General features: G+C 44.9%; 15 protein-coding genes. 5 read left to right on the forward strand and 10 right to left on the reverse strand.

What is annotated here, in order from left to right:
- Positions 1–5: 5 nt before the first annotated feature.
- From ACNOGP_RS04710 to ACNOGP_RS04745, 8 genes are all read right to left on the reverse strand, one after another.
- Positions 6–1,640, reverse strand: coding sequence for a cellulase family glycosylhydrolase (locus ACNOGP_RS04710; protein ID WP_418214206.1), 1,635 nt, complete (start codon positions 1,638–1,640; stop codon positions 6–8).
- Positions 1,641–1,660: 20 nt separating this feature from the next.
- Positions 1,661–2,041 (reverse strand): hypothetical protein, encoded by a 381-nt coding sequence (locus ACNOGP_RS04715; protein ID WP_007757599.1) that lies wholly within the window; start codon positions 2,039–2,041, stop codon positions 1,661–1,663.
- Positions 2,042–2,076: 35 nt separating this feature from the next.
- Positions 2,077–3,699 carry a SusD/RagB family nutrient-binding outer membrane lipoprotein gene (locus ACNOGP_RS04720; protein WP_117932630.1) on the reverse strand — a complete coding sequence of 541 codons (1,623 nt, stop codon included), beginning with the start codon at positions 3,697–3,699 and terminating at the stop codon, positions 2,077–2,079.
- Between the two features lie 12 nt (positions 3,700–3,711).
- Entirely contained in the window at positions 3,712–6,891 is a 3,180-nt protein-coding gene (locus tag ACNOGP_RS04725) for a SusC/RagA family TonB-linked outer membrane protein (RefSeq protein ID WP_418214207.1), read from the reverse strand.
- Positions 6,892–7,015: 124 nt separating this feature from the next.
- Positions 7,016–11,083 carry a hybrid sensor histidine kinase/response regulator transcription factor gene (locus tag ACNOGP_RS04730; protein WP_418214208.1) on the reverse strand — a complete coding sequence of 1,356 codons (4,068 nt, stop codon included), beginning with the start codon at positions 11,081–11,083 and terminating at the stop codon, positions 7,016–7,018.
- A complete protein-coding gene (locus ACNOGP_RS04735) occupies positions 11,080–11,559 on the reverse strand; it encodes a pyridoxamine 5'-phosphate oxidase family protein (protein ID WP_418214209.1) in 480 nt (159 codons plus the stop codon). The genes ACNOGP_RS04730 and ACNOGP_RS04735 overlap by 4 nt, the downstream gene beginning before the upstream one ends.
- 3 nt (positions 11,560–11,562) lie before the next feature.
- Complete coding sequence (gene rnr / locus ACNOGP_RS04740; RefSeq protein ID WP_418214210.1) at positions 11,563–13,719, reverse strand: ribonuclease R; 2,157 nt, start codon at positions 13,717–13,719, stop codon at positions 11,563–11,565.
- Positions 13,720–14,083: 364 nt separating this feature from the next.
- Entirely contained in the window at positions 14,084–15,286 is a 1,203-nt protein-coding gene (locus tag ACNOGP_RS04745; RefSeq protein ID WP_195595431.1) for an IS110 family transposase, read from the reverse strand.
- 182 nt (positions 15,287–15,468) lie between these two features.
- On the opposite strand from ACNOGP_RS04745, the gene ACNOGP_RS04750 reads away from it, so the two are divergent.
- The gene (locus ACNOGP_RS04750) at positions 15,469–16,476 is read left to right on the forward strand and encodes an NAD-dependent epimerase/dehydratase family protein (RefSeq protein ID WP_418214211.1); all 1,008 of its coding nucleotides are present in this window, start codon (positions 15,469–15,471) and stop codon (positions 16,474–16,476) included.
- Positions 16,467–17,432, forward strand: a complete 966-nt coding sequence (locus ACNOGP_RS04755) for a phosphatase PAP2 family protein (RefSeq protein WP_418214212.1) — start codon at positions 16,467–16,469, stop codon at positions 17,430–17,432. The genes ACNOGP_RS04750 and ACNOGP_RS04755 overlap by 10 nt, the downstream gene beginning before the upstream one ends.
- Here the strand turns inward: ACNOGP_RS04755 and dusB are convergent.
- A complete protein-coding gene (dusB, locus tag ACNOGP_RS04760; RefSeq protein WP_007762413.1) occupies positions 17,425–18,402 on the reverse strand; it encodes a tRNA dihydrouridine synthase DusB in 978 nt (325 codons plus the stop codon). The genes ACNOGP_RS04755 and dusB overlap by 8 nt on opposite strands.
- A 9-nt stretch (positions 18,403–18,411) precedes the next feature.
- Entirely contained in the window at positions 18,412–20,352 is a 1,941-nt protein-coding gene (locus ACNOGP_RS04765) for an RNA-binding domain-containing protein (protein ID WP_186966124.1), read from the reverse strand.
- Positions 20,353–20,376: 24 nt separating this feature from the next.
- Between ACNOGP_RS04765 and ACNOGP_RS04770 the strand changes: the two genes are divergently transcribed.
- From ACNOGP_RS04770 to dprA, 3 genes are read left to right on the forward strand one after another with little or no spacing between them, the layout of a single operon-like run.
- Entirely contained in the window at positions 20,377–21,660 is a 1,284-nt protein-coding gene (locus tag ACNOGP_RS04770; RefSeq protein WP_017142657.1) for a peptidase U32 family protein, read from the forward strand.
- A gap of 58 nt (positions 21,661–21,718) precedes the next feature.
- Positions 21,719–22,120 (forward strand): acyl-CoA thioesterase, encoded by a 402-nt coding sequence (locus ACNOGP_RS04775; RefSeq protein ID WP_186966122.1) that lies wholly within the window; start codon positions 21,719–21,721, stop codon positions 22,118–22,120.
- Positions 22,117–23,241 carry a DNA-processing protein DprA gene (gene dprA, locus ACNOGP_RS04780; protein ID WP_418214213.1) on the forward strand — a complete coding sequence of 375 codons (1,125 nt, stop codon included), beginning with the start codon at positions 22,117–22,119 and terminating at the stop codon, positions 23,239–23,241. The genes ACNOGP_RS04775 and dprA overlap by 4 nt, the downstream gene beginning before the upstream one ends.
- The last annotated feature ends 371 nt before the right edge of the window (positions 23,242–23,612 follow it).

Here is a 23,612-nt window from a genome sequence, read left to right on the forward strand (position 1 = left end):
GACTATTATTTAGTTAACAAATCCAGTACCTCCTGTTCAATCACGTTTCCTTGTGAATCGCAGAAACCGAATCCTGCTTTATATTCCCAATAAGAGTAGGAGATGTGACGATCCTTCAAGATAGATACTACGTCCCGTATCCATTCCATTCTGTCGGCAGCCGGAGTTTTTTTGTAGCAACCGAATTCACCACAGTAGAGTTGTACGCCGAGACTGGTAGCTTTCATCTCCGCTTTCAATACGAGTGACTCAAGCGTGGTTTTATCATACGTTCCCATATAAGGAGTCACCAGTTTTTGCATCGCTTCGGATAGTTGGTTGAAGTCCGCCTCTTCTATCAGTTCGCCCGGATAGTGAATGGGTACATTCAGGTCTTTTTCTTCCGTCCACTCGGCTTGGTAGTGTGTGAGGGGATGCGGGTTGTAGAAGTGGAAACTCAAGATGATATTCGGATCACCGCCGGGAATAGTCAGCTCGTTGAAAGTGTTGACACTCTGCCAGCGGTTAGAGCCGATGATGAGTTTACGTTCGGGTTCCGTTTGCCGGAGTTCACGAATCAGTTGGGCGGAAAGAGAGTTCCATTGTGAGGCGTAAGGGGCTACCGGTTCATTCAATAACTCGTAGGCAACGAGATCGTTGGGATACTGGTTCAGTTCTTCTGCCAGCGTTTTCCATAAGTCGAGATATTTGTACTGGGCGTCTTTGTCTGTCCAGAGTTTGGGGACAACGGTGGTAGTTCCACTTTCAGGGTAAATCTTGTTGTCGCCAGTTTTACTGTCGGAGAAGAATACATCGTCGAAATACATCGTTTCTCCTTCTTCCGGACGGAGAGCCACGCGACCGCAGTTTTTGTTATAGTTGGATACATCTACGGCGATTTCTTCCCATTCATTTGCCGTAGTATTGGTATATCCGTAGTAACCGTCGTTCGTATTGTTCTCGTCACTCAATACAACGGTAATAGTGCTTTTGGTGCTTTTGTATATTTTGGCACGCAGGTACTTGAACTGCATTTTGCCTGACCCGACAGGAATAATGGAAAAATCCTTTTTCTTGGCGTTCGACCAAGTGTCCACTCCTGATTTTCGTACCACAGAGAACACCCTGTTGCTGGTGTTTATACCGCTTTTGCTGGGATTATCTACATTGTTCACCGTCACGCCGGAGCCATTGGCAAACCATCCCGCCCATTTCATATCTTCAAATGTGTCGTAGAAACTCTCAATCGGCTCGCCCGATGTAGTGACCGTTGTATTGAAGTTGTGATCGCGCAATACGTGCAGGTCTACAATCACTTTCATTCCGGCATCCCGACACCATCCTATGGCATTGTGCAACAGTGTGAATGCTTCCGGTATCTTCTGACCGTCTTCCGTGAAGAACAGTTTTTCGTCTATCGGCAGACGGATGTGGTCGAAACCGTATCCGGCCAGCTTTTGTGCTTCGGCTTGTGAGAAGCCGTTGGCGGGGATGGCGTCTACCTGCGACAGCCAGTTACTGATATTCACCCCTTTGTTGATGGCAAAAGGAACATAGCTTTGCGGTTCTCCTCCGTTGCTGATTACTTCATCTTTTTCGGAACAGGAGGCTATCAGGCATGCAAACAGACAGGCCAGATAGATTATAAGTCTTTTTTTCATACAATTCTTGTTTTAATGGTTTACTCTGTTGCTTCGGTTACTTGGATAATAGCTTCACGGGTGGTTTCCTTAGTCGGCGTCTTTACAATCAGTTCGAGGTGGAAAGTGCCGATAGTCGAAGGAATGTACGTCAATCCTACTCCCTTATGAATTTCCCTTCCATCCAGATACCATGTCCCCTCGCATAGTTCGGCAGGAGTGTATTGTACATTGATGGAAAGCACCTGATTCAATGGAATACTGAATTTACCCAACGTGCCATCCTCCTGCTTGTCCGGCCACCGGCCTAGTATGCGCGGATATTCGTCAGTAGTCAGTACCGGAGTGTCTATATCGTCGCTGCAACCACTCATGGCAAACAGAGATACCAGCAACGTGCATATAAATATTATTTTCTTCATAATCGTTTTTTCTTTTAGTGTTGATGATCTTAGGTTTATTTGTCCCACCATACCGGTGAATTCCAGTCGTCTTTGCCTCCCATAGCCTGGATGGCAGATTGATAACCCTCCGGATTGTACGAACTTTCAAAGAGCGGGTAGCAGAGACGCAGCGGTGTAGTCTGCGAATCAATCGTCACTGCCCCGTAGTGGGGAGAAGGAAGCAACACCGGAATGTCTGTTCTTCTCCAGTTGGCATATCCTTCGGGGATATTGTTGAAGTGCAGAATCCATAATTGGGTGTTGATAGCAGTAAGCTGTGCATCCAATCCGCTGGCAGGTAGTGAATTAGCCTGCAGATAGGTATCGATGACCTGATCGTCAAAAGTCTTGGCACCGAATTTCTCCAGGAAATGGATGGCTGCGCGTACTCCGTTTTTATAATGGGTGGAAGCGTCGGCACCTGTTGTAATGTCTCCTGCCCAGCGGGCTTTGGCTTCCGCCAGTAATAATTCCGCTTCCGCGTATGTCATAACCACTCCGGGCATATCGCCTTTCAGGAAAATGTTGTTGAGCTGCGGACGGGTAGCTTTGTCCTGCCATTTATTAGTCAGCTTGCTCCAATAACCCTCCGGCCATGTCCCGTTGCTGTACCAGAAATAACCCGGGTTGCAAGGCTGAAACTTGGCGGCTTCCGTATTCTGCATTTCCTCCGTCAGATCCACACGTCCGAATGGATTGTTTGCCGAACTTTCGTCATAACAACGTCCGAATACAAACTGCCGCGGGTCGGAAGTAGCGTCCAGCTGTTTCCAGAATGTGCTGCAGAGATAAGCCGTAGGATATGCTTCGCGACCTCTCCATAGTTGGGCGAGCCCGTTTCTGCGGAATTCGTTGGATGCCCAGTCCTGAATATCGGTGTAAGCGATCAGGGCATCGTCAGCAGCCGATTGCATCAGGCCGGCTTCCTGACCGACAGCTTTGATGGCTTCTGCTTTTGCCAGTTCCGGGTCTGCGTTTACGATGCGCATTGCATAGCGCAGGTGCAGGGAGTTGGCAAAACGTTTCCATTTGTCGATATTCCCTTGAAAGATAATATCTCCCGTGACCTTGTCACCACTGGCGGTCAGAGCATCTGCCGCTTCGCCGAGTTCTTTCAGGAAATCCTTGTATATCAGTTCCTGTTTGTCGTAGGCAGGTTTTACGTTACCGGTGATAAAGCCTTTACCCGCTTCGAAGTAAGGGCAGTCGCCGTACATATCCGTCAGTATGGAGAAAAGATATACTTTATAAATACGGGCAACAGAGTGGATGTTCACTTCCCGTTCGTTATCCTTGGTCTTGTCCAGAATGTCGACAATGTTCTTGATGAGTGCCGGGTACATCAGGTTCCATGTGTTTCCCATTTCCGCATCATTTTTGCGATACTGTCCGCCATAGTTGGTGGTGTTCCAGTCGCCTTGCATATATTGTGCGAAAGCAGCCAGATAGAATGGATAGGGCTGGCACATTTGCCAATGTCCCCATGTTTGCAACTGAATCATAGACAGTTGCTGGTTCGGGTCGGTAGAGGACGACTTGGAAGGGTCTGTATTCAGTTCCTCAAAGTCGGTGCAGGCTCCCAGCAGCAGACCGCATATACATAACATACCGAAGGCGATTTTATAGATTGTTTTCATGATTGCTTACTATTAGAATTTTACGTTAACATTGAAACCATAGCTTCTTCTGGATGGCAGCGAGCCGTATTCCAGTCCCATACCCGAGCCGTTGTTGTAGTTGGAGTCCGGGTCGATGTTCGGTACGTTCTTGTAGATGATGAACGGGTTACGTGCCACGAACGATACGGATACGGCATCAAACACCTTGCTGATCCATCTTTTGGGCAGACGGTAAGCCAACGTAATTTCGCGCACCTTTACGTAAGAGTTGTCGTAGATAAACGGAACCGGAGTCTGATCGGCTATATGTTTCCAATATACTTCGGGGTCGACAAACTTCTTGTTTTCCGCGAAACTTCCGTCCGGCATTTCTACCACGCCCTCTACTACATAACCGCCTGTCGCTTCCCAATTGCTTTCTTTCACTCCGGCTTGCAGTCGTTGCTCTTCCGATTCATACCAGCCGTCGCGTCCTGCAAGAGTCGCTTTGTCTTTTCCGGTCATGTAAGAAGAACGGGCGGACATGGAATAGACATCGGCGCCTACCTTAATATCGAAAATGGCAGATAGGGAGATGTCGCGGTAAGTCAGGTTGGTGGTGATACCTCCTGTCCATTTCCAGGTGGCATTGCCCAGCACTCGCAAGTCTTCCGTCACTTTCGGAAGTCCCGTAGAAGCATCTACGATAATCTGTCCGGCATCATTTCTAAGGAAGTCTTTACCGAGGATGGAACCATAGTTCTCCCCTTCTACGGCAGCTACCTTTACGTTAATCCAACGTGCCGATTCCAATTCAAATTCTTTAATACCTGAAGCTAATCTTTTTACCTTATTACTATTCTTTGAGAAGTTGATATTCAAGTCCCATGAGAAATCTTTCGTCTGTATGGGGCGTGTGTTCAGTGCGATTTCCACTCCTTTGTTCTCTATTTCTCCTGCATTAATCAGCATGGAGTTGTAGCCGGAAGTTCCTGTGGTGTTGAGGCGCATAATCTGATTACTACTTTTTTGGGTGTAGTAAGTGAAATCCAGTCCGATGCGGTTTTTCAGGAATTTCAGTTCCAGTCCCACTTCGGCAGAGTTGGTCTTGGTCGGTTTCAGGTCTTTGTTCGGAATCGTCGTATTGGCGATTTGAGACAGTGCGTACCCTGAATAGTTTTTGGGAGACAGTTCGTAGGACAGTCCCAATTGGTAAGGATCTGTGTCGCTACCTACCTGTGCCCATGAAACTCTCACTTTACCGTAAGGCAATAGCGTCGGATTGATCTTGAAGAATTCCGAGAACAGGAAACTTCCTGATACCGAGGGGTATAGATAAGTATTGTTTCCCGATGGCAGAGTGGAAGAATGGTCACCGCGTAGCGTGGCGTCGAGGTAGACGAAGTTGCCGTAAGCCAGGTTGATAGAACCATAGAGAGAGTTAATCTGTTTGCGGTAGGTTCCTTCGGTGATCTCTTTGCTTGTGAAGCTCTGCAGGGCAATGACATCACGCATCACCATCTCTTTGGCAGTTACAATCTGTGTTTTGTTGTCCACTTTATAGAGGTTGCCGCCGATGGTTACTCCATAGTCGAATTTCTTATAACTGTTGTTGTAAATGGCCAGTGCTTCTACGTTATACATTCTGTTTCTGAAATCGCTGATTTGCAACTGTCCCTGTTCAAATCCCGGTGAGGTGGGGGCTGCATAGTCTTGGAAGTTCATGAAGTTGATGTCCGCACCACCGGTAACTTGAATCTTGAAGTGTTCGTTGACGTTGTAACGTACCAGTGCCGAACCCATGAACTTGTCTTTTCCCGATTCATTGGTCATTTCGTTGAGCACCCAGTAAGGGTTGAGGTTCCAAACGTCGCGTCCGTTCCAGTCGTAGTAGTTGCCGTCGGCATCTTTGTAGTTGTCGCGCAGCCATTTCTGGTCGTAGGTGGTTGCCAGAGACATCAGGTTCTTGGCAGGGTTGGCACGGTGGTCAGACAGTGCGGGACGGTTCTTTACGTCTTCACGGGTGTAAGTCACCTTGAAGTCGAGGTCTACTTTCTTGTTGATCGTAGTGTTGGCACGCAGATTCAGCGTGTTACGGCTCATCTTCGTGTTTGGAAGAATGTCTTTGTTGCGCATATCCGTATAAGTGGCGCGGATACCCGTGTCATCTTTCACGGTGCTGACAACGATTGTGTTGGTAGTGGTCATACCGGTTCTGAAGAAACCGTCGATATTGTTGGGAATGACAACATACGGGCGGGTCACTCCGTCGAAATACGTCAGGTTCAGTCCCGGATCAATCTTCGGTCCCCAGTTTTTGTTCGAAGAATACTGGTCGTCCGTACCGTTGATGCGTCCGCCGGTTCCCTGACCGTAGACGTACTGTACATCGTCCCACTTCGTCAATTGTTTCTCGAAAGTAGTGGTACTGTTCAGTTCCACTGCAAATTTCTTTTTGGTACTTGCTTTCTTGGTAGTGATAAGGATCACACCGTGAGAAGCGCGGCTACCGTACAAGGCAGATGCCGCCGGGCCTTTCAATACGGACATGCTTTCAATATCGTCCGGGTTGATGCTGGAGATACCGTCGCCGAGGTCATAACCTCCGTATTGTCCGGCACTACCATAGTTGCTGTTGTCCAAAGGCACTCCGTCCACCACATAAAGCGGTTGATTGTTTCCCGTCATCTCCGTGCTACCGCGAACGATCACTCTGGACGAACCGGAAGGACCGCCGGCAGTCTGGCTGACAACCAGTCCCGGAATCTTTCCTGCCAGCGAGTTGATGACATTGGTTTCCTTTGCTTTTTCAAGTTCTTCACCTTTCACTTCACCGATGGAATAGCCGAGTGCTTTCCGTTCACGCTTGATACCCAGTGCGGTAACAACTACTTCGTCGATGATTTTGCTGTCTTCTTTCAAGACGATTTTAAGATTGGATTGTCCTTTCACCTGTACTTCTTCCGAACGATAACCTACATAACTTACTATTAATGTAGCGTTTTTGGAAGCGTCGATACTGAACTGACCGTTGAAATCGGTGATGACTCCCTGTGTAGTACCTTTGACGGCAATGCTGGCTCCAATCAGAGGTTCGCCTTGCTCATCCGTAACCGTACCTTTTACTTTGGAAGTTTGCTGTACAACTTGATGGGTGATTTCGTCTTCCGCATATCCATATATGGGTATGAATAGCAACAGACAGAGAATTAGGGTTAACTGCTTTTTCATCTTAATTAGATTATTTAGATTGTTGATAACATCGCAAATATAGGGTGTTATCGTATCCGGACGGGTTTGAAAGCTATCGGAATAGGTTGAAAAACTATCGGATTTGCATTTTATTCGCTTTTTTCTAAAGGAATTTGCTTGGAGACACTCCGTAATGCTTCTTGAATGCTGTACTAAAGTACTTGGAATCTGTGAAACCAACCAAAAGAGCGACTTCCTGCACCGGAATCTGCTGTTTTAATAGATTGGCAGCTTCTGTCATGCGCATGAGTTTGATAAATTCGTTAGGCGCCTGCCCTGTCAGGGCTTTCAGTTTTTCGTAGAATATAGTACGGCTTAATGCCAGCTCACGGGAGAGCTGGTTGATGGTGAAATCCGGGTTGGCCAGATTTTCTGTAATGAGCTTTGTGCAACGTTCCAAAAACTCTTTGTCCATGGGAGATAGGAGGTAGGCACATTCGGTGTCCTCTTTCTCTTCGCTTTGCCCCGTAGCAGGAATGGAATTGAGCGAATGAGAAAGGAAATACTGCCGCATAATCTTGCGGTTCTGTAATACTCCTTTTATTTTAGTTTTCAGTATCTCCGTGTCGAAAGGCTTGGTGAGATAATCGTCCGCTCCGCTTTCCAATCCTTCGAGGATGGCGTCTTTCTCCGTTTTGGCAGTTAATAGGATGACGGGGATATGCGAGGTGGTGAAGTCCGATTTGAGCTGACGACACAATTCGTCCCCCTGAATGCCCGGCATCATGACGTCGGAGATAATCAAGTCTACTGATGCTCCTTGCAGATATTCCAGTGCCGATTCTCCGTCGGGTTTGTCGATGACGGTGTAGATGGAAGAAAATGTCTTTTTCAGGTAGAAACGCAGATCGTCGTTGTCCTCTACAATCAAGATTCGTTCTTTGGCAGTATGGGCTGTCTGGTTCGGCTCGTTTTCATCGTATCGGTCTGTATGCTGAACGGTTCCTGTTTCCCGGTCTGTATTTACCTCCGGTGATAGTTCGCTGCTACTGTCTTCTGTGGATATATCCGTTAGGAAGGTAGATAGAGGAGAGGTTTTCCCCGAAAGGATGTAGCGTGCCAGATGGCGGTTCCCTTTTCGGAAAGTGAGCAGGAAGGTGGAGCCTTCGCCTTCGTTGCTGGTAAAAGAGATGTTTCCTTTATGTAGTTTCATCAGGCGACGGGTCAGCAGTAATCCGATGCCGCTTCCGGTTTCTTTGGAGTTGACGGCATTTTCGGCACGGTAGAAATTGGAGAAGATATACCGTTGTGCTTTACGCGGAATACCGATACCGCTGTCTTTGACTTCTACGGTTATCTTTTTATCATTCTGTTCTATTGTGATTGAAATAGTTCCGCCGGCAGGGGTATATTTCACTGCATTCGATAACAGGTTATCGAATATTTTGTCTGCTTTGTCTTTATCCATCCAAAGTGAGACGGGGGCTTCGGGCACTGATAATTCCATCCGGATTTGTTTGCTTTCGCAAAGGGACTGGAAGTTAAGCACTTTTTCCTGCAAGTATGATTTCAAATCGTACGCTGCAACCTGAAGTGTGAGATGTGTTGTGTCTATCTTCTGGAAGTCGAGTAGTTGCGTGATTAAGTTGTATAGCTTTTCCGTGTTCTTGCGGGCTATCTGGAGGTATCGTTTCCCTTCTCCGGACAGTCCGTCCTCCTTGCTTAAATCGCTAAGCGGGGCCATGATAAGCGTCACCGGAGTACGGATGTCATGGGCGGTGTTGATAAAGAACTGTATCTTTTCGGAGAAGTGCTTTTTCTCCATCTTGTTGGCAAAGAAACGCCAGATGAAATAGGTGATGCCTGCCAGCAGGATGATGTATATCAGCCAGGCGATTGCTGTATTCCAGTAAGGCTGCGCAATGTGTATGCGGATGGTTTGCTCGTCCAGTTGCTGTCCGCCGTTTTTGCTCATGCTTTTTACGCGGAACGTATAATTGCCCGGAGGAATATTGGTATAACGGATGCTTAATTCGTTGGTAGGAGCACTCCAGTTTTGTTCGAAACCCTCCAGTTGGTAGCTGTAGTGGATGTCTTGTTGATATTGGTAAGAGACGGAGATAAAGGAAATGAGAAAAGAATTCTCGTTGTATTTCAACTCGATCGTTTTTCCTTCGTTCAGCATCCGGTTGAATTGAATCTTTTTCTCTTCGGTCTTTTCACGTGACTTTTGCGGAACTTCGAAGGAAGTGAACAGCAAGGGGGCTTCGTAAAGGGGACGGGTAAAGTTTTCCGGGTTGAAGCGCACGGCGCCGTTGGTACTTCCGTAGACGAAGTCTCCGTTTCTTAGACGGGTGTAGGACATGAAGTTAAATTCATTTGCCAGTCCGTCGAGGAAGCCGATGTTGGTTATTGTGGGAGAGGGGGAGGTGGTGATGTAGGCCAGTCCCTTGTCTGTGCTAAGCCATAGGTGTCCTTTGTTGTCGGGAAGGATGCTGTATATATAGTTGGAAGGAAGGCCGTTTGCTGTGGAGTAGGTGACGGCTTTGCCTGTTTTCAGGTCTAATAAGTTGATGCCTCCTCCGTCTGTACCGAACCACACTTTGTCGGGGGTGGGGAAATACATGGAGTAGATGAAGCTGTTGCTCCGGGTGTCGGCATTGGAGGGCGAGGTGAAATATTGTTTGAAATTGCCGGTTTGTTTGTTCAACAGGTAGAGCCCGTTGGCCGTGGCAAGGGCTATCGTGTCTTTGCCGACTGTGGTTATCGAGTTGATGAGCGTGATGCCGTAGGAAGCGAACTGTTCCGCTTTCCCTGCTTGAGACGGGGTATATCGGATGAGGTTGCCATACATGCCGCCAAACCATAGATTCTTGTTGTTGTCTTCTACGATTGAGTAAATGTAGTTTGTTGTTAATGTGCCGGGACGTTCGGTGGTGAGATGCTGGCGGATGCCTGTATGTTTGTTGAGGCAGTAGACGCCTGTGCCGTAACCTCCGGTCCATACATTTCCGTTTTCATCGTTACAGAGAGTCAGGAATACGTTTTCTTTCAAGAAGTGTTTCCAGGTATCGGACTTTAGCAGGTGTACACTGATTCCCTGGTTGGTGGCATACCATAAATCGCCTTCATGATCTTCGAGGATAGCGTTGACGTGATTGTTTATCAGTGATTGCGGGTTTTTGTATTCATGTTGGGTAAGTTCGAAGAGATATTTCTTCGGATTGGCGTAGGCTACACCCCCTGTATAACTGCCGATCCATAGATTGGAAGAACTGTCTTTGCAGAGGGCATAAATGCCGTTTCCTTTCAGTTCTCCTTCTTCTTCCAGATTCGCATTGAGGAAGGACCAGGAGTATCCGGCATCACGGGTGGCTGCATAGACACCTGCTCCGTCTACTCCCAACAATAATGTTTGTGGGTCGTAGGGGATGATGGAACGGTAGGGGAGGTGTGGCAGCTGGTTCAGTGATTCGTTCGACATGAAATCTCTGGTACGGGTATCCTGCACTTTTACTCCGGAGTTGAAAGTTCCTATCCAGAGCAAGTGGGTTGCGGGATCGTAGAAAACGGACTGGATGTAACACTCGGGCAATAGGGTGGTAATTGTTCCATTCTGCTGGTTGCGTTTATACAATCCTTCGGTAGTGGCGATATACAGGGTTTCGTCGGATGGTGAGAAATGGATGGTGTTTATACATTTCTTTTCTAGTATATTCTCTATGTGCCGGTTGGGGCTGTCGTAGCAGAACAAACCGTTTTTCAGTCCGAACCAGAAGCAGTCGGATGAGTCGATAAAAAGATTGTTAAGAAAGATCCCTTTTTCCGTTAATTCCGCTACGTCAATCTCCAGTGTGAAAGCGTCGAAGATGGGATCATATTTGAATACTTTACCGGCACTTGTATATGCCCATAGCGTTTCGTGTGAGTCTTTTGTGAGGTAGATCATGCGCCCGGCTCCGTCAACGATGATGTCTTCCCCGAAAAGGCTGTAGTTTTTTACGGTTCTTCCGTTGAAGCAGTCTACCCCTGAACGTGTAGAAATCCAGATGAAGCCTTTCTTATCTTCGAGGATGGAGAATACGCGCTGGTTGCTTAATCCTTCCTTGGTTGTAAGGTATTGATAGGTAAAAGAGTGGCTGTTTACCTGCTTATCTGATTGTGCGAGAATGGGAAAAACAGGTAACAGAAGGAAGATGGTCAACAGGTAAAGAGCCGGGAAACGTTTCATGGCTTTTCGTTGGCTCGCAAACCGAAGACTTTTCCCGTCATCTGCTCGATGGGCACTTGCCATACTTTGACATTGCGCACGGCAGGTTCGGAATAGTTGAACTCACTATCCGTGTAATGACGCATGATAATATCCAATACCCGGCGTTTTTCATCCATATCTTCTATGAATATCACTTTTCCACGACACATGGCGCTTTCGGAGCGCATACTGTAACTGCACGCTACTTTCTCGTGCTGGTATACGAGTTTATGACCTATGCTGAAAGTGATGCATACATTATTATTATGTTCCAACATCTCCAACTTGCTGCCTTCGGGACCCGAATGAAGGTATAGGATGCCATTCTCATAACCGAAGTTCATCGGAACTACGTAGGGATTACCTTCTAAATCTGTGATGCCTACAAAGCAGGCATCGCAGTGGAGGATAATGGACTCGATTCGTTGTTTGTCTTCAATAATAAAAGTTTTCATAATTTATTTCTCAATTAATTCGAAGTCGAGCTGTTTCTTTTCCAGATTGGCACGTGCTACACGAACAGTAATAGCATCTCCCAAACTATATGTTCTGTTCTTGCGGCGTCCACGAAGGCAATAGTTCTTTTCGTCAAACTCATAATAATCGTCATCCAAGTCACGGACAGGGACGAGACCTTCGCATTTATTCTCGTTAAGTTCGACATACAGTCCCCATTCGGTTACTCCGGAGATGACACCATCGTAAATCTGTCCTAGATGTTCGCTCATGAATTCCACTTGTTTGTATTTGATGGAAGCACGTTCGGCGTTGGCTGCAATTTGTTCCATATTTGAACTGTGATCACAAAGATCCTCATATTTAGCCTCGGATACACTGCGTCCTCCGTCCATATACTTCGTTACCAGACGGTGAACCATCATGTCCGGGAAACGGCGGATGGGTGAGGTGAAATGAGTATAATAATCGAATGCCAGTCCGTAGTGACCGATGTTATGTGTAGAATAACGGGCTTTCTGCATAGCACGGATAGACACGGTCTCAATCAGATTCTCTTCCTTCTTTCCATGTATATCATCCAACAAATGGTTGATGGATTTTGAAATATCTGTTTTTGTTCCGCTTGTACGTACCTTGTAGCCGAAGCGGGCGATGAATTGTGACAGATTCTCCAGTTTCTCTGGATCCGGCAGATCGTGGATACGGTAGGGCAGTACTTTAGGCTTTTTGTTTTTGGGTACATGTCCTATCTTCTCTGCTACGGTTTTGTTGGCAAGAAGCATAAATTCTTCTACCAGTTTATTGGCGTCTTTCGACTCTTTGAAATACACACTGATAGGTTTCCCTTTCTCGTCAATTTCGAATTTCACCTCGTAGCGGTCAAAATTGATTGCTCCCGCTGCGAACCGTTTTTCGCGGAGTGCTTTCGCGATGGTGTCCAGCATAAGTACTTCTTCTTTGTAGTCACCTTCTTTAGTTTCAATAATTTGCTGCGCCTCTTCGTAAGTGAAACGGCGGTCGGAATTGATGACTGTATGCGCAATGCGTGAGTCTTTGATTTCTCCTTTCTCGGTAATATCGAAAATCACGGAGAAAGCGAGTTTCTCTTCATTCGGACGGAGCGAACAGATGAAGTTGCACAGCCGTTCGGGGAGCATTGGGATGGTGCGGTCTACCAGATAAACGGAAGTGGCACGCTTTTCAGCTTCTTTGTCGATGATTCCTCCTTCTTTTACATAGTGTGTCACATCGGCAATGTGTACGCCTACTTCCCACAATCCGTTTTTGATGGAGCGGATGGAAAGCGCATCGTCGAAATCCTTAGCATCTTTCGGGTCGATAGTGAAAGTTGTCACCTTGCGGAAATCTTCACGCTTGGCTATCTCTTCGGGAGTGATTTCTGCCGGAATCTTATCGGCTGCTGTCTCTACTGCTTTCGGGTATACGTATGGTAAGCCGAATTCTGCGAGAATGGCGTGCATCTCAGTGGTATTGTCGCCTGCTTTGCCCAATATGTCTATCACTTGTCCGATGGGATTCTTTGCCTTGTCAGGCCACTCTGTTATTTTCACGATCGCTTTATCTCCGGTTTTTCCGCCTTTCAGTTTATCTTTCGGAATAAATATGTCATTGGCAAGTGTACGGTTTTCCGTTACTAGAAATGCGTATGACTTGGCTACTTCCAATGTACCGACAAAAGTGTCGTTGGCACGTTCCAGTATTTCGATTACTTCCCCTTCTGCCTCCCTGTTCTTTCGTTTGGCATAAAATGTAATTTTTACCTTGTCATTGTTCATGGCATGGGCGGAATTGCGTTCTGCTACGAATACTGGTTCGCCTCCTTCTTCGGGAATAAAGGAATTCTTTCCATTGCTTTTGCGTTGGAAGGTACCTATCATTTCTGTGCCGTGATTATTCAGACGGAACTTGCCCTTCTCAATTTCGGAGATATAATCGTCATCCAAAAGGTCATGTAATATATCGACGCATAGCATTTTCTGCGGATGGGTGGTAAGACGCAATTCCGAGAAAATGTATTTCATACTTAGAATTTCACTGGATTTGGCGTGGAAAAAGTCTATTAACAACGCTGCCAGCTCTTTTTTACTCATTCTCTTACCGGCCTTTTTCTCTTTCTTTTCTTTCTTTTTCGCCATAATATGTATTTTTATTGGTCATCATCTATTGATATGGCTACAAAGTAAATAAAAAAACCGGTAATAATACTATTATATTTATCGTATCTTTCCTCTAAAAAGTAAAGTTCCCCTCAGCTATCATATTTGAATATTCGCCATGTGTATAGAATCAATTATGCTTATATTCTGTCTCCTGGCACATAAACCAGCTTAGGCGACAAGTCTTTTGTCGTCTGAACCAATAAAGTTTGTTACTTTCCTCTTCAGCCTAAAAAGGACTACGCCGGTGTCCAATTCCTCTATAGATGCAATAATTTTGTAAACGCGCTCATGTGGCAGCACAAAGATAATTATGTTGTCTATAGAGGTCTATCGGAATGGTCTATTTGACCACTAACGATTCTAATGTCCGGATTTCATTTATCCATTGTTCTTCCTTTTCAAGACGCCTGATGTAGACATCTATAAAGTCCTCATCTTTAGTCAACATGTGCCATACTGCGACTAATACTTTTCGAGCGATTGCCACTTGTATTTTCATCTTGTTCTTATGCCGTTGTGTGCATTGTACGTAGCTGAAGTTTGAGAAAAAGCAGTTTCTGGTTCTTGATGCGACCCAGGATATTTCAATTAATATCTGGCGTAGGAATCTATTCCCATGTGTAGTCCTATTGCTTTTTACTTTATTGTTACTTACGTCATTACGTGGCTTTAGCCCACACCAGCCTACAAGATTTGTCGCTTTTTCAAATGGCTTCATGTCAGCCCCAGTTTCCGCAATTATAGCCGAAGCCGCGCGTTCACTAACACCGGGTATGCTCTGCAACCGTTCGAATGGTTTTGGAAAATATTCCTTGCACATTGTAATGAGGGCATTCTTGCATTCTTCGATTTGCCGTTCAATCATGTTTATAAACTCTGTGTATTGCCTTATCAGACATATGTCCGCTTGGTGAAAGTTTCCGGTTACGGCGGATTTCAGGGTGTCATTCCCGAATTTTCGTATAGTTCTTCCATGAATCAGTTTCACCAACTTATCAGGATCTGTCACCCCATCTATTATTGCTTTGATGCACTTCCGGTAGCTTTTCCCCTTGATCCGCGAAACATAGTTGCTCAACCGAAAACCACAGCGTTGCAAGGCAGCGTCTAGCTTATTGGTGTTGTAAGTCATGTCTTCGTTCAGGTCAAAAATGCGACGGTTGTACTTGCGCATATCCTGCACTGTCTTATCCGGAACAAAACTCCCTCGAATCAGCTGCTTCAGCAGGCATTCCGCTATCCATTGGGCGTCTTTCACATCGCTTTTGCGACCGGGAAGCTGCTTTATGAAATAAGGATTTACCAGTTTGAGCGACATGCTGTCGCACAAGGCATTCCATACCGGTACCCAATAAGTCGCAGTACTTTCCATTGCGGCTTCTGTCACTCCATAAGAAATCATGTCGGAGCACATAAGTTGTAATTCAGGAGTCAATGTTCCATAAACATTTTCAAAAATAATGGTCTCGTTGTGGCTCATCACACACAAATAAATTGTATCTTTGTGAATGTCAAGGCCAGCCACCGTTCTGTTTCTGTCCATATTTATTTTTTTTAAGTTACACTCCTTAAATATAGACATTTACATCAATTACACGAGGTGTAAGGCAGAGTTTTTTACACTGGCCTTGGCTTTTTATTACGCCGGTATAGAAAAACTTGATTTTTCTATATACTTTTGTAACCGAAATTTTAATTGTATTTATATAGAGCCGAAAAGTAGGAATGGAGAGTGTTTTAATTACGGGTGCAAGCGGTTTTATCGGGAGTTTCATTGTAGAAGAAGCGTTGAAACGAAAGTTTAGTGTGTGGGCGGGAGTTCGTCCTACTAGTAGCAGACAATATTTGAAGAATCGGAAAATTCACTTTCTGGAACTGGACTTTGCACATCCTAATGAACTTCGTGCCCAACTCTCCGGTCATAAAGGGACATATAATAAGTTTGATTATATCGTTCATTGTGCCGGTGTTACGAAATGTTTCGACAAAAAATCTTTCGACTACGTGAACTATCTTCAGACGAAGTATTTTATTGATACGTTGAGGGAGTTGAATATGGTCCCGAAGCAATTCATATATATAAGTACGCTTAGTGTGTTCGGTCCTGTGCACGAGACAGATTACACTCCGATAAAAGAGGACGATTCTCCCATGCCCAACACAGCTTATGGTTTCAGTAAGTTGAAGGCTGAATTATATATTCAAAGTATCCCCGGTTTTCCTTATGTCATTTATCGCCCTACGGGAGTGTATGGACCTCGTGAATCAGATTATTTCCTAATGGCTAAGTCCATTCAGAAGCATTTTGATTTTTCGGTTGGTTTCAAGCGGCAAGATCTGACTTTTGTCTATGTGAAAGACATTGTGCAGGCTATTTTCTTGGGTATAGAGAAAAGAGTCACCCGAAAGGCGTATTTTCTGACAGATGGGAAAGTCTATAAAAGCCGCGCGTTTTCGGACTTGATACAAAAAGAATTAGGGAATCCGTTTGTTCTTCATCTGAAATGTCCGTTAATTGTGCTAAAAGTTATATCTTTGCTCGCTGAATTTGTAGCTACGCGTTCCAAGAAGTGCAGTACATTGAATTCTGATAAATATAAGATAATGAAACAACGCAACTGGCAGTGTGATATAACCCCGACAATTAACGAATTGGGATATACACCCGAGTACGATTTGGAGAGGGGGGTACGTGAAACTATTGCCTGGTATAAAAACGAAGGATGGCTTTAGACTTATTTAAGCGTGTAGAGACCCGGAAAGGGTTGTTTGCTGTGGAGAAGATTACATTGATTTATAATCTGCTGACTTCCATATTGATTCTATTCCTGTTTCAGAGGATGGATCATCCATGGCATATGTTATTGGATAGAGCCATGATTGCTGCAATGACTTTCCTGTTGATGTATCTTTATCGGCTTGCCCCTTGTAAGTTCTCGGCGTTTGTACGTATCGTTATTCAGATGAGCCTGCTTTCCTATTGGTATCCGGATACTTTCGAATTCAATCGCTTTTTTCCGAACCTGGACCATATCTTTGCTACCATCGAACAGTTTATCTTCAGTGGACAACCTGCTATCTGGTTCTGCCATACGTTTCCTCATATTCTGGTCAGCGAAGCGTTTAATATGGGATATTTCTTCTATTATCCGATGATGCTGATTGTGGCGTTGTTTTATTTCATTTATAGGTTTGAATGGTTCGAAAAGATGTCCTTTGTACTGGTTACTTCTTTCTTTATATATTATTTGCTTTATATCTTTATCCCAGTGGCAGGCCCTCAGTTCTATTTTCCGGCTATCGGATTTGATAACGTGGCTAAGGGAGTTTTTCCTGCTATCGGTGACTATTTCAATTATCATCAGGAGTTGTTGCCCGGACCGGGATACCAGCACGGATTCTTTTATAGCCTGGTAGAAAGTTCCCAGCAAGTGGGTGAACGTCCCACAGCGGCATTTCCGAGTTCGCACGTCGGCATTTCTACTATCTTGATGATTATGGCTTGGCGCGGCAGTAAGAAGCTGTTCGCCTGTTTACTGCCTTTCTATTTGTTGCTCTGTGGGGCTACCGTATATATTCAAGCACATTACGTCATCGACGCTGTGGTAGGATTTTTCTCCGCATTCTTATTGTATGTAGTGGCAACCTGGATGTTTAAGAAGTGGTTTGCACAGCCGATGTTTAAATAGTAGCAAGTATCTCATCAAATATCCGGAAGAGTTCCTCCTTAGTTTCTGCCCGTAGCATGGCAATGCGTGTGTTGCGGAAATTGGGAATTCCTTTGAATAGGGGGCTGGCGGCCAAATGACGGCGTACGTGCAGGATACCTCTGCGTTCGTCTAGCAGATTGACGCTGTCGACCACCTCCTGGCGTAGTACATCCATGCACCAGTCGAAACTGAGTGGTGGCAGTTCTTCACCGGTTTCCAAATAGTGTTTCACTTCCTTGAATATCCACGGACGTCCGAAGCTGGCACGCCCGATCATTACTGCATCTACTCCATAGCGGTCAAAGCACTCTTTGCAGCGTTGAGGCGTAGTCACGTCACCATTGCCGATAATAGGAATATGCATCCGTGGATTCTTCTTCACTTCACCTATCAGTGTCCAGTCGGCTTCTCCGGTATACATTTGTGCACGGGTACGGCCATGAATAGTCAATGCGGCAATTCCGCAATCTTGTAACTGTTCCGCTAAATCTACGATAATCTTATTATTGGCGTCCCATCCCAAACGGGTTTTCACAGTTACGGGAATCTTTACTGCATCTACTACGGCACGGGTAATCTCCAGCATTTTCGGAATATTCTGCAACATTCCTGCTCCTGCTCCTTTTCCGGCCACTCTTTTCACCGGACATCCGAAATTGATATCCAGAATGTCGGGCTGCGCTTCTTCCACAATTTTGGCTGCTTCTACCATTGTCTCTGTATCTTTTCCGTAGATCTGAATGGCGACAGGGCGTTCTTCATCACTGATACTGAGCTTTTGTGCGGTCTTGCTGACTGCACGTATCAGTGCGTCGCTTGATACAAACTCGGTGTATACCATGTCTGCTCCGAACTTCTTGCACATCAGGCGGAAAGCCGGATCAGTCACATCTTCCATAGGAGCGAGCAGAATAGGGTGTTTACCCAAATCTATGTGAGCTATCTTCATATATAAGTATTACTGCTTATTATTCGTTTTCTTATTGGTTGCTTTATATTTCTGTTTCGGATGATTGGGTACTCCGGGATATAAATATTCGATAGTCCCATTCTTTAGCATCCGTGGAATTATTTTATTGGCAATGTAGTCAAAGGTTCTGTTTGTTCTTTTAGCGATTTCATCTAATGTGATGTAGTCTTCTGCAATGGATATTATTATGGATTGAAGTTCTTCGAATTTGAGTCTTTTCGAGCTTCCAACCTTTTCCTCTGAGCTTCCAACCTTTTCCTCTGAGCTTCCAACCTTTTCTTCCGAGCTTCCAACCTTTTCCTCCGAGCTTCCAACCTTCCTCTCCGGATCGTTGACATGATATTTTGTTCCCCTTCTGTTTCCTTCTGAAATAAGGAATCCTTGATTACAAAGCTTTTTCAGCATTTTTGTAATATCAGAACGGTGTTGCGGAATAACATATTGCAGTTGGGTATTATTAATCCCCCCCTCACTGTAACAAGTTACTAAAGCTGTCAATTCATCTTGCGTCAAGTTCTCAACCTTTCCATCAAACAACTCCTTTAGTTTAATTACAGCGTCATCCGGCAATAAACTAATCATAGGCAGGGTTAGTTCCACCTTGTCCGGTCGGCTGAATTCTTCAACATACGGTTTCTGCCAGTTTGCTTCCCTCCAACCTTTAATGATCTTATTCACTCCGCTTCCCGCTTTTTCGGAAAAACCGATTAGCATAAACATTTTCTGCAAGGCTTTATTGCGGCAGACGCTATCTCCTCCTAGATAATATTGAGCTTTGCTGACCAGCATTGTTCCGGGATTTTTAAATCGGTACTTATCTACCCATTGTTCGACAACAATATTGCCCTCCTCCGAGAAATCACAGTGGATAAGCGTATTGATAAAAGCTTCGCGCACAGCAATGTGCGTAGGTGTCTCATCAATACGTATTCCGTTTTTGATAAGGAAGGGCTTAGGCAGGGGAGCAGTTAGTTTGGGATGAACCTTGCGATAAAACTGAAAGAGATTGGCTTCCCAAGTTCCGTCCGGACAGATTCTATCCGTCCATCGAATATCGGAGTTTTCGTTAAGATGCTCTCTATAGTCGGGGAAATAATTGGGCGCACATTCGGGATCGGTAATACTTTCTGTCTTTCCAAACATCAGTATGCCTGCCAATGTGAAACCTTCTACTTTCGTACTCCTGTCCTTGCGATATGCTTCAAGTTTAGTCAGAAATTCAATATCATTTAAATTAAGCCATGGATGAGATGGTTTCAAATTGGCAAAAAGCTGTCTGTATTGAATCAATGTTTCCTTATCAATGTCTTCCATCGAGTAATTGGGCAGAATCCTAGAGTCACGGGGATGACTTTCGTCCGAATCGGCAATCATGCGTCTGACTTCTGCATCCGTACACTTATAATCTCCTTCATGGTTGCGTTTAAATGTATGCCCACCGAAAGGGTTTCTTGTCCTGTAGATAGGGCGCTGCACACGGTTTGCACGGGGAACATAGATGAGAAGCAGATTTCTTTCTTTATAGCGACCTTCGTATAAGTCATTGTCGGAAAGCAGATTCTCATTTATGCAATCCGGATTATTAATTTGATTCCAGAAGTCTTTTTTGTATTGGCTGATTTGTTCTTTAGTTAGTCCTTCTATAATGAATTGCTGTTTATGCTCTTTCACACCAAGCACAATGACTCCCCCATCCGTATTGGCAAAAGAAGAATAAGTATCCCACAAGCTATTAGGAAGACCATCTTTGGCAACCTTGAATTCCAAATCTACAGCCTCCTCTTTTTGTATCAACGAGTCTATATAGTCGGTAAAATCCCACTCTTCCAGATTGTTGAGTACGATAGGTTTCTTATTTTCCATTTCTTCTTTCTGCTTTATTCTCTGCAAAAATACGGATAAATTCGTACCTTTGCATACTTCTATCATATTTAATGATTATCAGACAGTAAAATGAATATAAAAGATTTTGAAATAATGGCTCCTGTCGGTTCGCGCGAATCCCTTGCTGCGGCTATTCAGGCAGGTGCCGATTCTATCTATTTCGGTATAGAAAACCTGAATATGCGTGCCCGTTCGGCCAATACATTCACGATTGATGATTTGCGGGAAATTGCCCGTACGTGTGATGAACACGGGATGAAAAGTTATCTGACGGTCAACACGATTATCTATGATAAAGATATTCCTTTGATGCGTACGATTGTCGATGCGGCAAAAGAGGCGGGCATTTCTGCTGTGATTGCCGCTGATGTAGCGGTAATGAATTATGCCCGTCAGATAGGGCAGGAGGTACATCTTTCCACTCAGTTGAATATCTCCAATGCGGAAGCCTTGAAGTTCTATGCACAATTTGCGGATGTAGTTGTACTGGCCCGTGAGTTGAATCTGGAACAGGTGGCGGAGATTTATCGACAGATTCGGGAAGAGAATATTTGCGGACCGAGCGGTGAACTGATCCGTATTGAAATGTTCTGTCACGGTGCGCTTTGTATGGCTGTATCGGGTAAGTGCTATCTCTCTCTGCATGAAATGAATAACTCCGCCAATCGTGGCGCCTGTATGCAGGTGTGCCGTCGTTCATATACCGTCCGTGATAAGGAAACAGATGTGGAACTCGATATTGATAACGAATATATCATGTCACCGAAGGACCTGAAAACCATCCACTTTATGAATAAAATGATGGATGCGGGCGTACGTGTGTTCAAGATTGAAGGGCGTGCCCGTGGTCCTGAATATGTGCGTACAGTGGTCGAATGCTATAAGGAAGCCATCAAGGCTTATCTGGAAGATACATTTACCGACGAAAAAATAGCGGCTTGGGATGAACGTTTGAAAACGGTCTTCAACCGTGGTTTCTGGAATGGTTATTACTTGGGACAGCGTTTGGGAGAATGGACCCGTAACTATGGTTCTGCCGCAACGGAACGCAAGATATATGTAGGTAAGGGTATCAAATATTATTCCAATATCGGTGTGTCTGAATTCCTGGTGGAGGCTGCTGAAGTAAGTGTAGGCGATAAACTGCTGATTACGGGGCCGACTACCGGTGCGGTATTTATGACCCTGGAAGAAGCCCGTGTCGATTTGAAACCGGTGCAGACAGTGAAGAAAGGTGAGCATTTCTCCATGAAATCGGATAAGATACGTCCAAGTGACAAGCTATATAAACTGGTATCTACCGAAGAATTGAAGAAATTCAAAGGTCTTGATATCGAGCAGAAAAGAGGTTAACTCCCTCGTTCCTGCTTTCAATTTTAATTCTTAACTTTTAATCCTTAATTTTCAATAGATGAACTATATCTATGAGTTGGAGATGAAGGTACGCGATTACGAATGCGATCTTCAGGGAATTGTGAACAATGCCAATTACCAGCATTATCTGGAGCATACTCGCCATGAGTTTCTGACTTCGGCAGGCGTAAGTTTTGCCGGGCTCCATGAACAGGGAGTAGATCCGGTGGTGGCACGTATTAATATGGCTTTCAAGACCCCGTTGAAGAGCGGAGATGAGTTTATATCTAAGTTATACATGAAGAAAGAAGGGATCAAATACGTATTCTATCAGGACATCTTCCGTAAAAGTGATAATAAAGTAGTAGTGAAATCCACTGTTGAAACGGTATGTGTAGTAAATGGACGTTTGAGTGACAGCGAATTGTTTGACAACGTCTTTGCTCCTTACCTGAAATGATATCCGACGAAGAAGAACAGCTTTACAGTATCGCTCTGACAATGGTGCCCGGCATAGGGCATATCGGAGCGAAACGGTTGGTTTCCGAGACGGGTAGCGCCCGTTATGTATTCCGGAACCGAAAAGAACTTCCCGAACTGATTCCAGATATAAATCAGCGTGTAGTGGATGCGTTGGACTGTCCGCAAGCCGTCGTTCGTGCCGGGCGCGAACTGGACTTTATCCGTAAGAAGAATATCCGTTGCCTGACGTTCATTGACGAGGATTATCCTTCCCGTTTGCGGGAGTGTGATGACGCTCCCATTGTTCTTTTCTTCAAAGGAAATGCCGATTTGAATTCCCTTCATATTCTTAATATGGTAGGCACTCGCCATGCTACCGGTTATGGGACTCAGCTTTGCGCGTCTTTTCTGCATCAACTCAAGGCTCTTTGTCCGGATGTACTGGTCGTCAGCGGCCTCGCCTATGGCATTGATATCCATGCCCACCGTGAAGCATTGGTCAATGACCTTCCTACAGTAGGAGTTCTAGCGCATGGCTTGGATCGTATCTATCCATACGTCCATCGCAAAACTGCTATTGATATGTTGGATAATGGCGGGCTATTGACGGAGTTTCTCACTGAAACCAATCCCGATCGTCACAATTTTGTCAGCCGTAATCGTATTGTTGCGGGTATGTGTGACGCTACTATCGTTGTAGAGTCTGCCGAGAAAGGAGGTTCTTTGATTACTGCCGAACTGGCCGAAGGTTATCAGCGTGATTGTTTTGCTTTTCCCGGCCGTGTGGCTGACGAGTATTCCAAAGGATGTAATCAGTTGATCCGGGATAACAAAGCCTCTATGATTCTCTCTGCAGAAGATTTTGTTTCAGCGATGGGGTGGAACACGGGTTCTCATCCTGTAAAAACAGAGAATGTGCAACGTAGTCTTTTCCTCGACTTATCGGAAGAAGAACAAAAGATTGTCAGTATTCTGGCAAAGCAAGGAAGCCTTCAGATTAATACATTGGTAGTGGAAGCGGATATTCCGGTTCAGAAAATGAGCGCCCTTCTTTTTGAATTGGAGATGAAAGGGGTGGTTCGTGTATTGGCGGGTGGAATGTATCAGCTATTAAACTAACTGGGATAGGGCGATTTCGTATATAGATATAAAAAAAGGAGCAACGCCTTGCTCCAACCTTTGTTAACCTTAAATCTAATACTATGAAAAAAATCACATGACAAATGTATGCCTTCCTGAACTAACTTCCAAATAAATCTGTCATATTTGTTTCTCTTTTGAATTCTTTTACTGATTTTCACTGTTATCGTACACGGTAGTTTCTTGACTATTCGGCCGGATGGTATTCCATGTAAAATATGAAGAATTAATGGACTTCGTGTAATGTATTGAGTAATAATGAGATATGAAGATAAAAGCCTTTTTATTAACGCTGAACTCCTGAAAGACTTGACAAACGCTTTTTGATGTTGTATATTTGTAGAACGGAA

The sequence above is a fragment of the Bacteroides difficilis genome (assembly GCF_048319815.1).
Classification (GTDB): Bacteria; Bacteroidota; Bacteroidia; order Bacteroidales; family Bacteroidaceae; genus Bacteroides; species Bacteroides zhangwenhongii.

Coding starts and splice junctions, on each gene's coding strand:
- ACNOGP_RS04710 (WP_418214206.1), bottom strand. CDS start 1,640: ATGAAAAAAAGACTTATAATCTATCTGGCCTGTCTGTTTGCATGCCTG.
- ACNOGP_RS04715 (WP_007757599.1), bottom strand. CDS start 2,041: ATGAAGAAAATAATATTTATATGCACGTTGCTGGTATCTCTGTTTGCC.
- ACNOGP_RS04720 (WP_117932630.1), bottom strand. CDS start 3,699: ATGAAAACAATCTATAAAATCGCCTTCGGTATGTTATGTATATGCGGT.
- ACNOGP_RS04725 (WP_418214207.1), bottom strand. CDS start 6,891: ATGAAAAAGCAGTTAACCCTAATTCTCTGTCTGTTGCTATTCATACCC.
- ACNOGP_RS04730 (WP_418214208.1), bottom strand. CDS start 11,083: ATGAAACGTTTCCCGGCTCTTTACCTGTTGACCATCTTCCTTCTGTTA.
- ACNOGP_RS04735 (WP_418214209.1), bottom strand. CDS start 11,559: ATGAAAACTTTTATTATTGAAGACAAACAACGAATCGAGTCCATTATC.
- rnr (WP_418214210.1), bottom strand. CDS start 13,719: ATGGCGAAAAAGAAAGAAAAGAAAGAGAAAAAGGCCGGTAAGAGAATG.
- ACNOGP_RS04745 (WP_195595431.1), bottom strand. CDS start 15,286: ATGGACAGAAACAGAACGGTGGCTGGCCTTGACATTCACAAAGATACA.
- ACNOGP_RS04750 (WP_418214211.1), top strand. CDS start 15,469: ATGGAGAGTGTTTTAATTACGGGTGCAAGCGGTTTTATCGGGAGTTTC.
- ACNOGP_RS04755 (WP_418214212.1), top strand. CDS start 16,467: ATGGCTTTAGACTTATTTAAGCGTGTAGAGACCCGGAAAGGGTTGTTT.
- dusB (WP_007762413.1), bottom strand. CDS start 18,402: ATGAAGATAGCTCACATAGATTTGGGTAAACACCCTATTCTGCTCGCT.
- ACNOGP_RS04765 (WP_186966124.1), bottom strand. CDS start 20,352: ATGATAGAAGTATGCAAAGGTACGAATTTATCCGTATTTTTGCAGAGA.
- ACNOGP_RS04770 (WP_017142657.1), top strand. CDS start 20,377: ATGAATATAAAAGATTTTGAAATAATGGCTCCTGTCGGTTCGCGCGAA.
- ACNOGP_RS04775 (WP_186966122.1), top strand. CDS start 21,719: ATGAACTATATCTATGAGTTGGAGATGAAGGTACGCGATTACGAATGC.
- dprA (WP_418214213.1), top strand. CDS start 22,117: ATGATATCCGACGAAGAAGAACAGCTTTACAGTATCGCTCTGACAATG.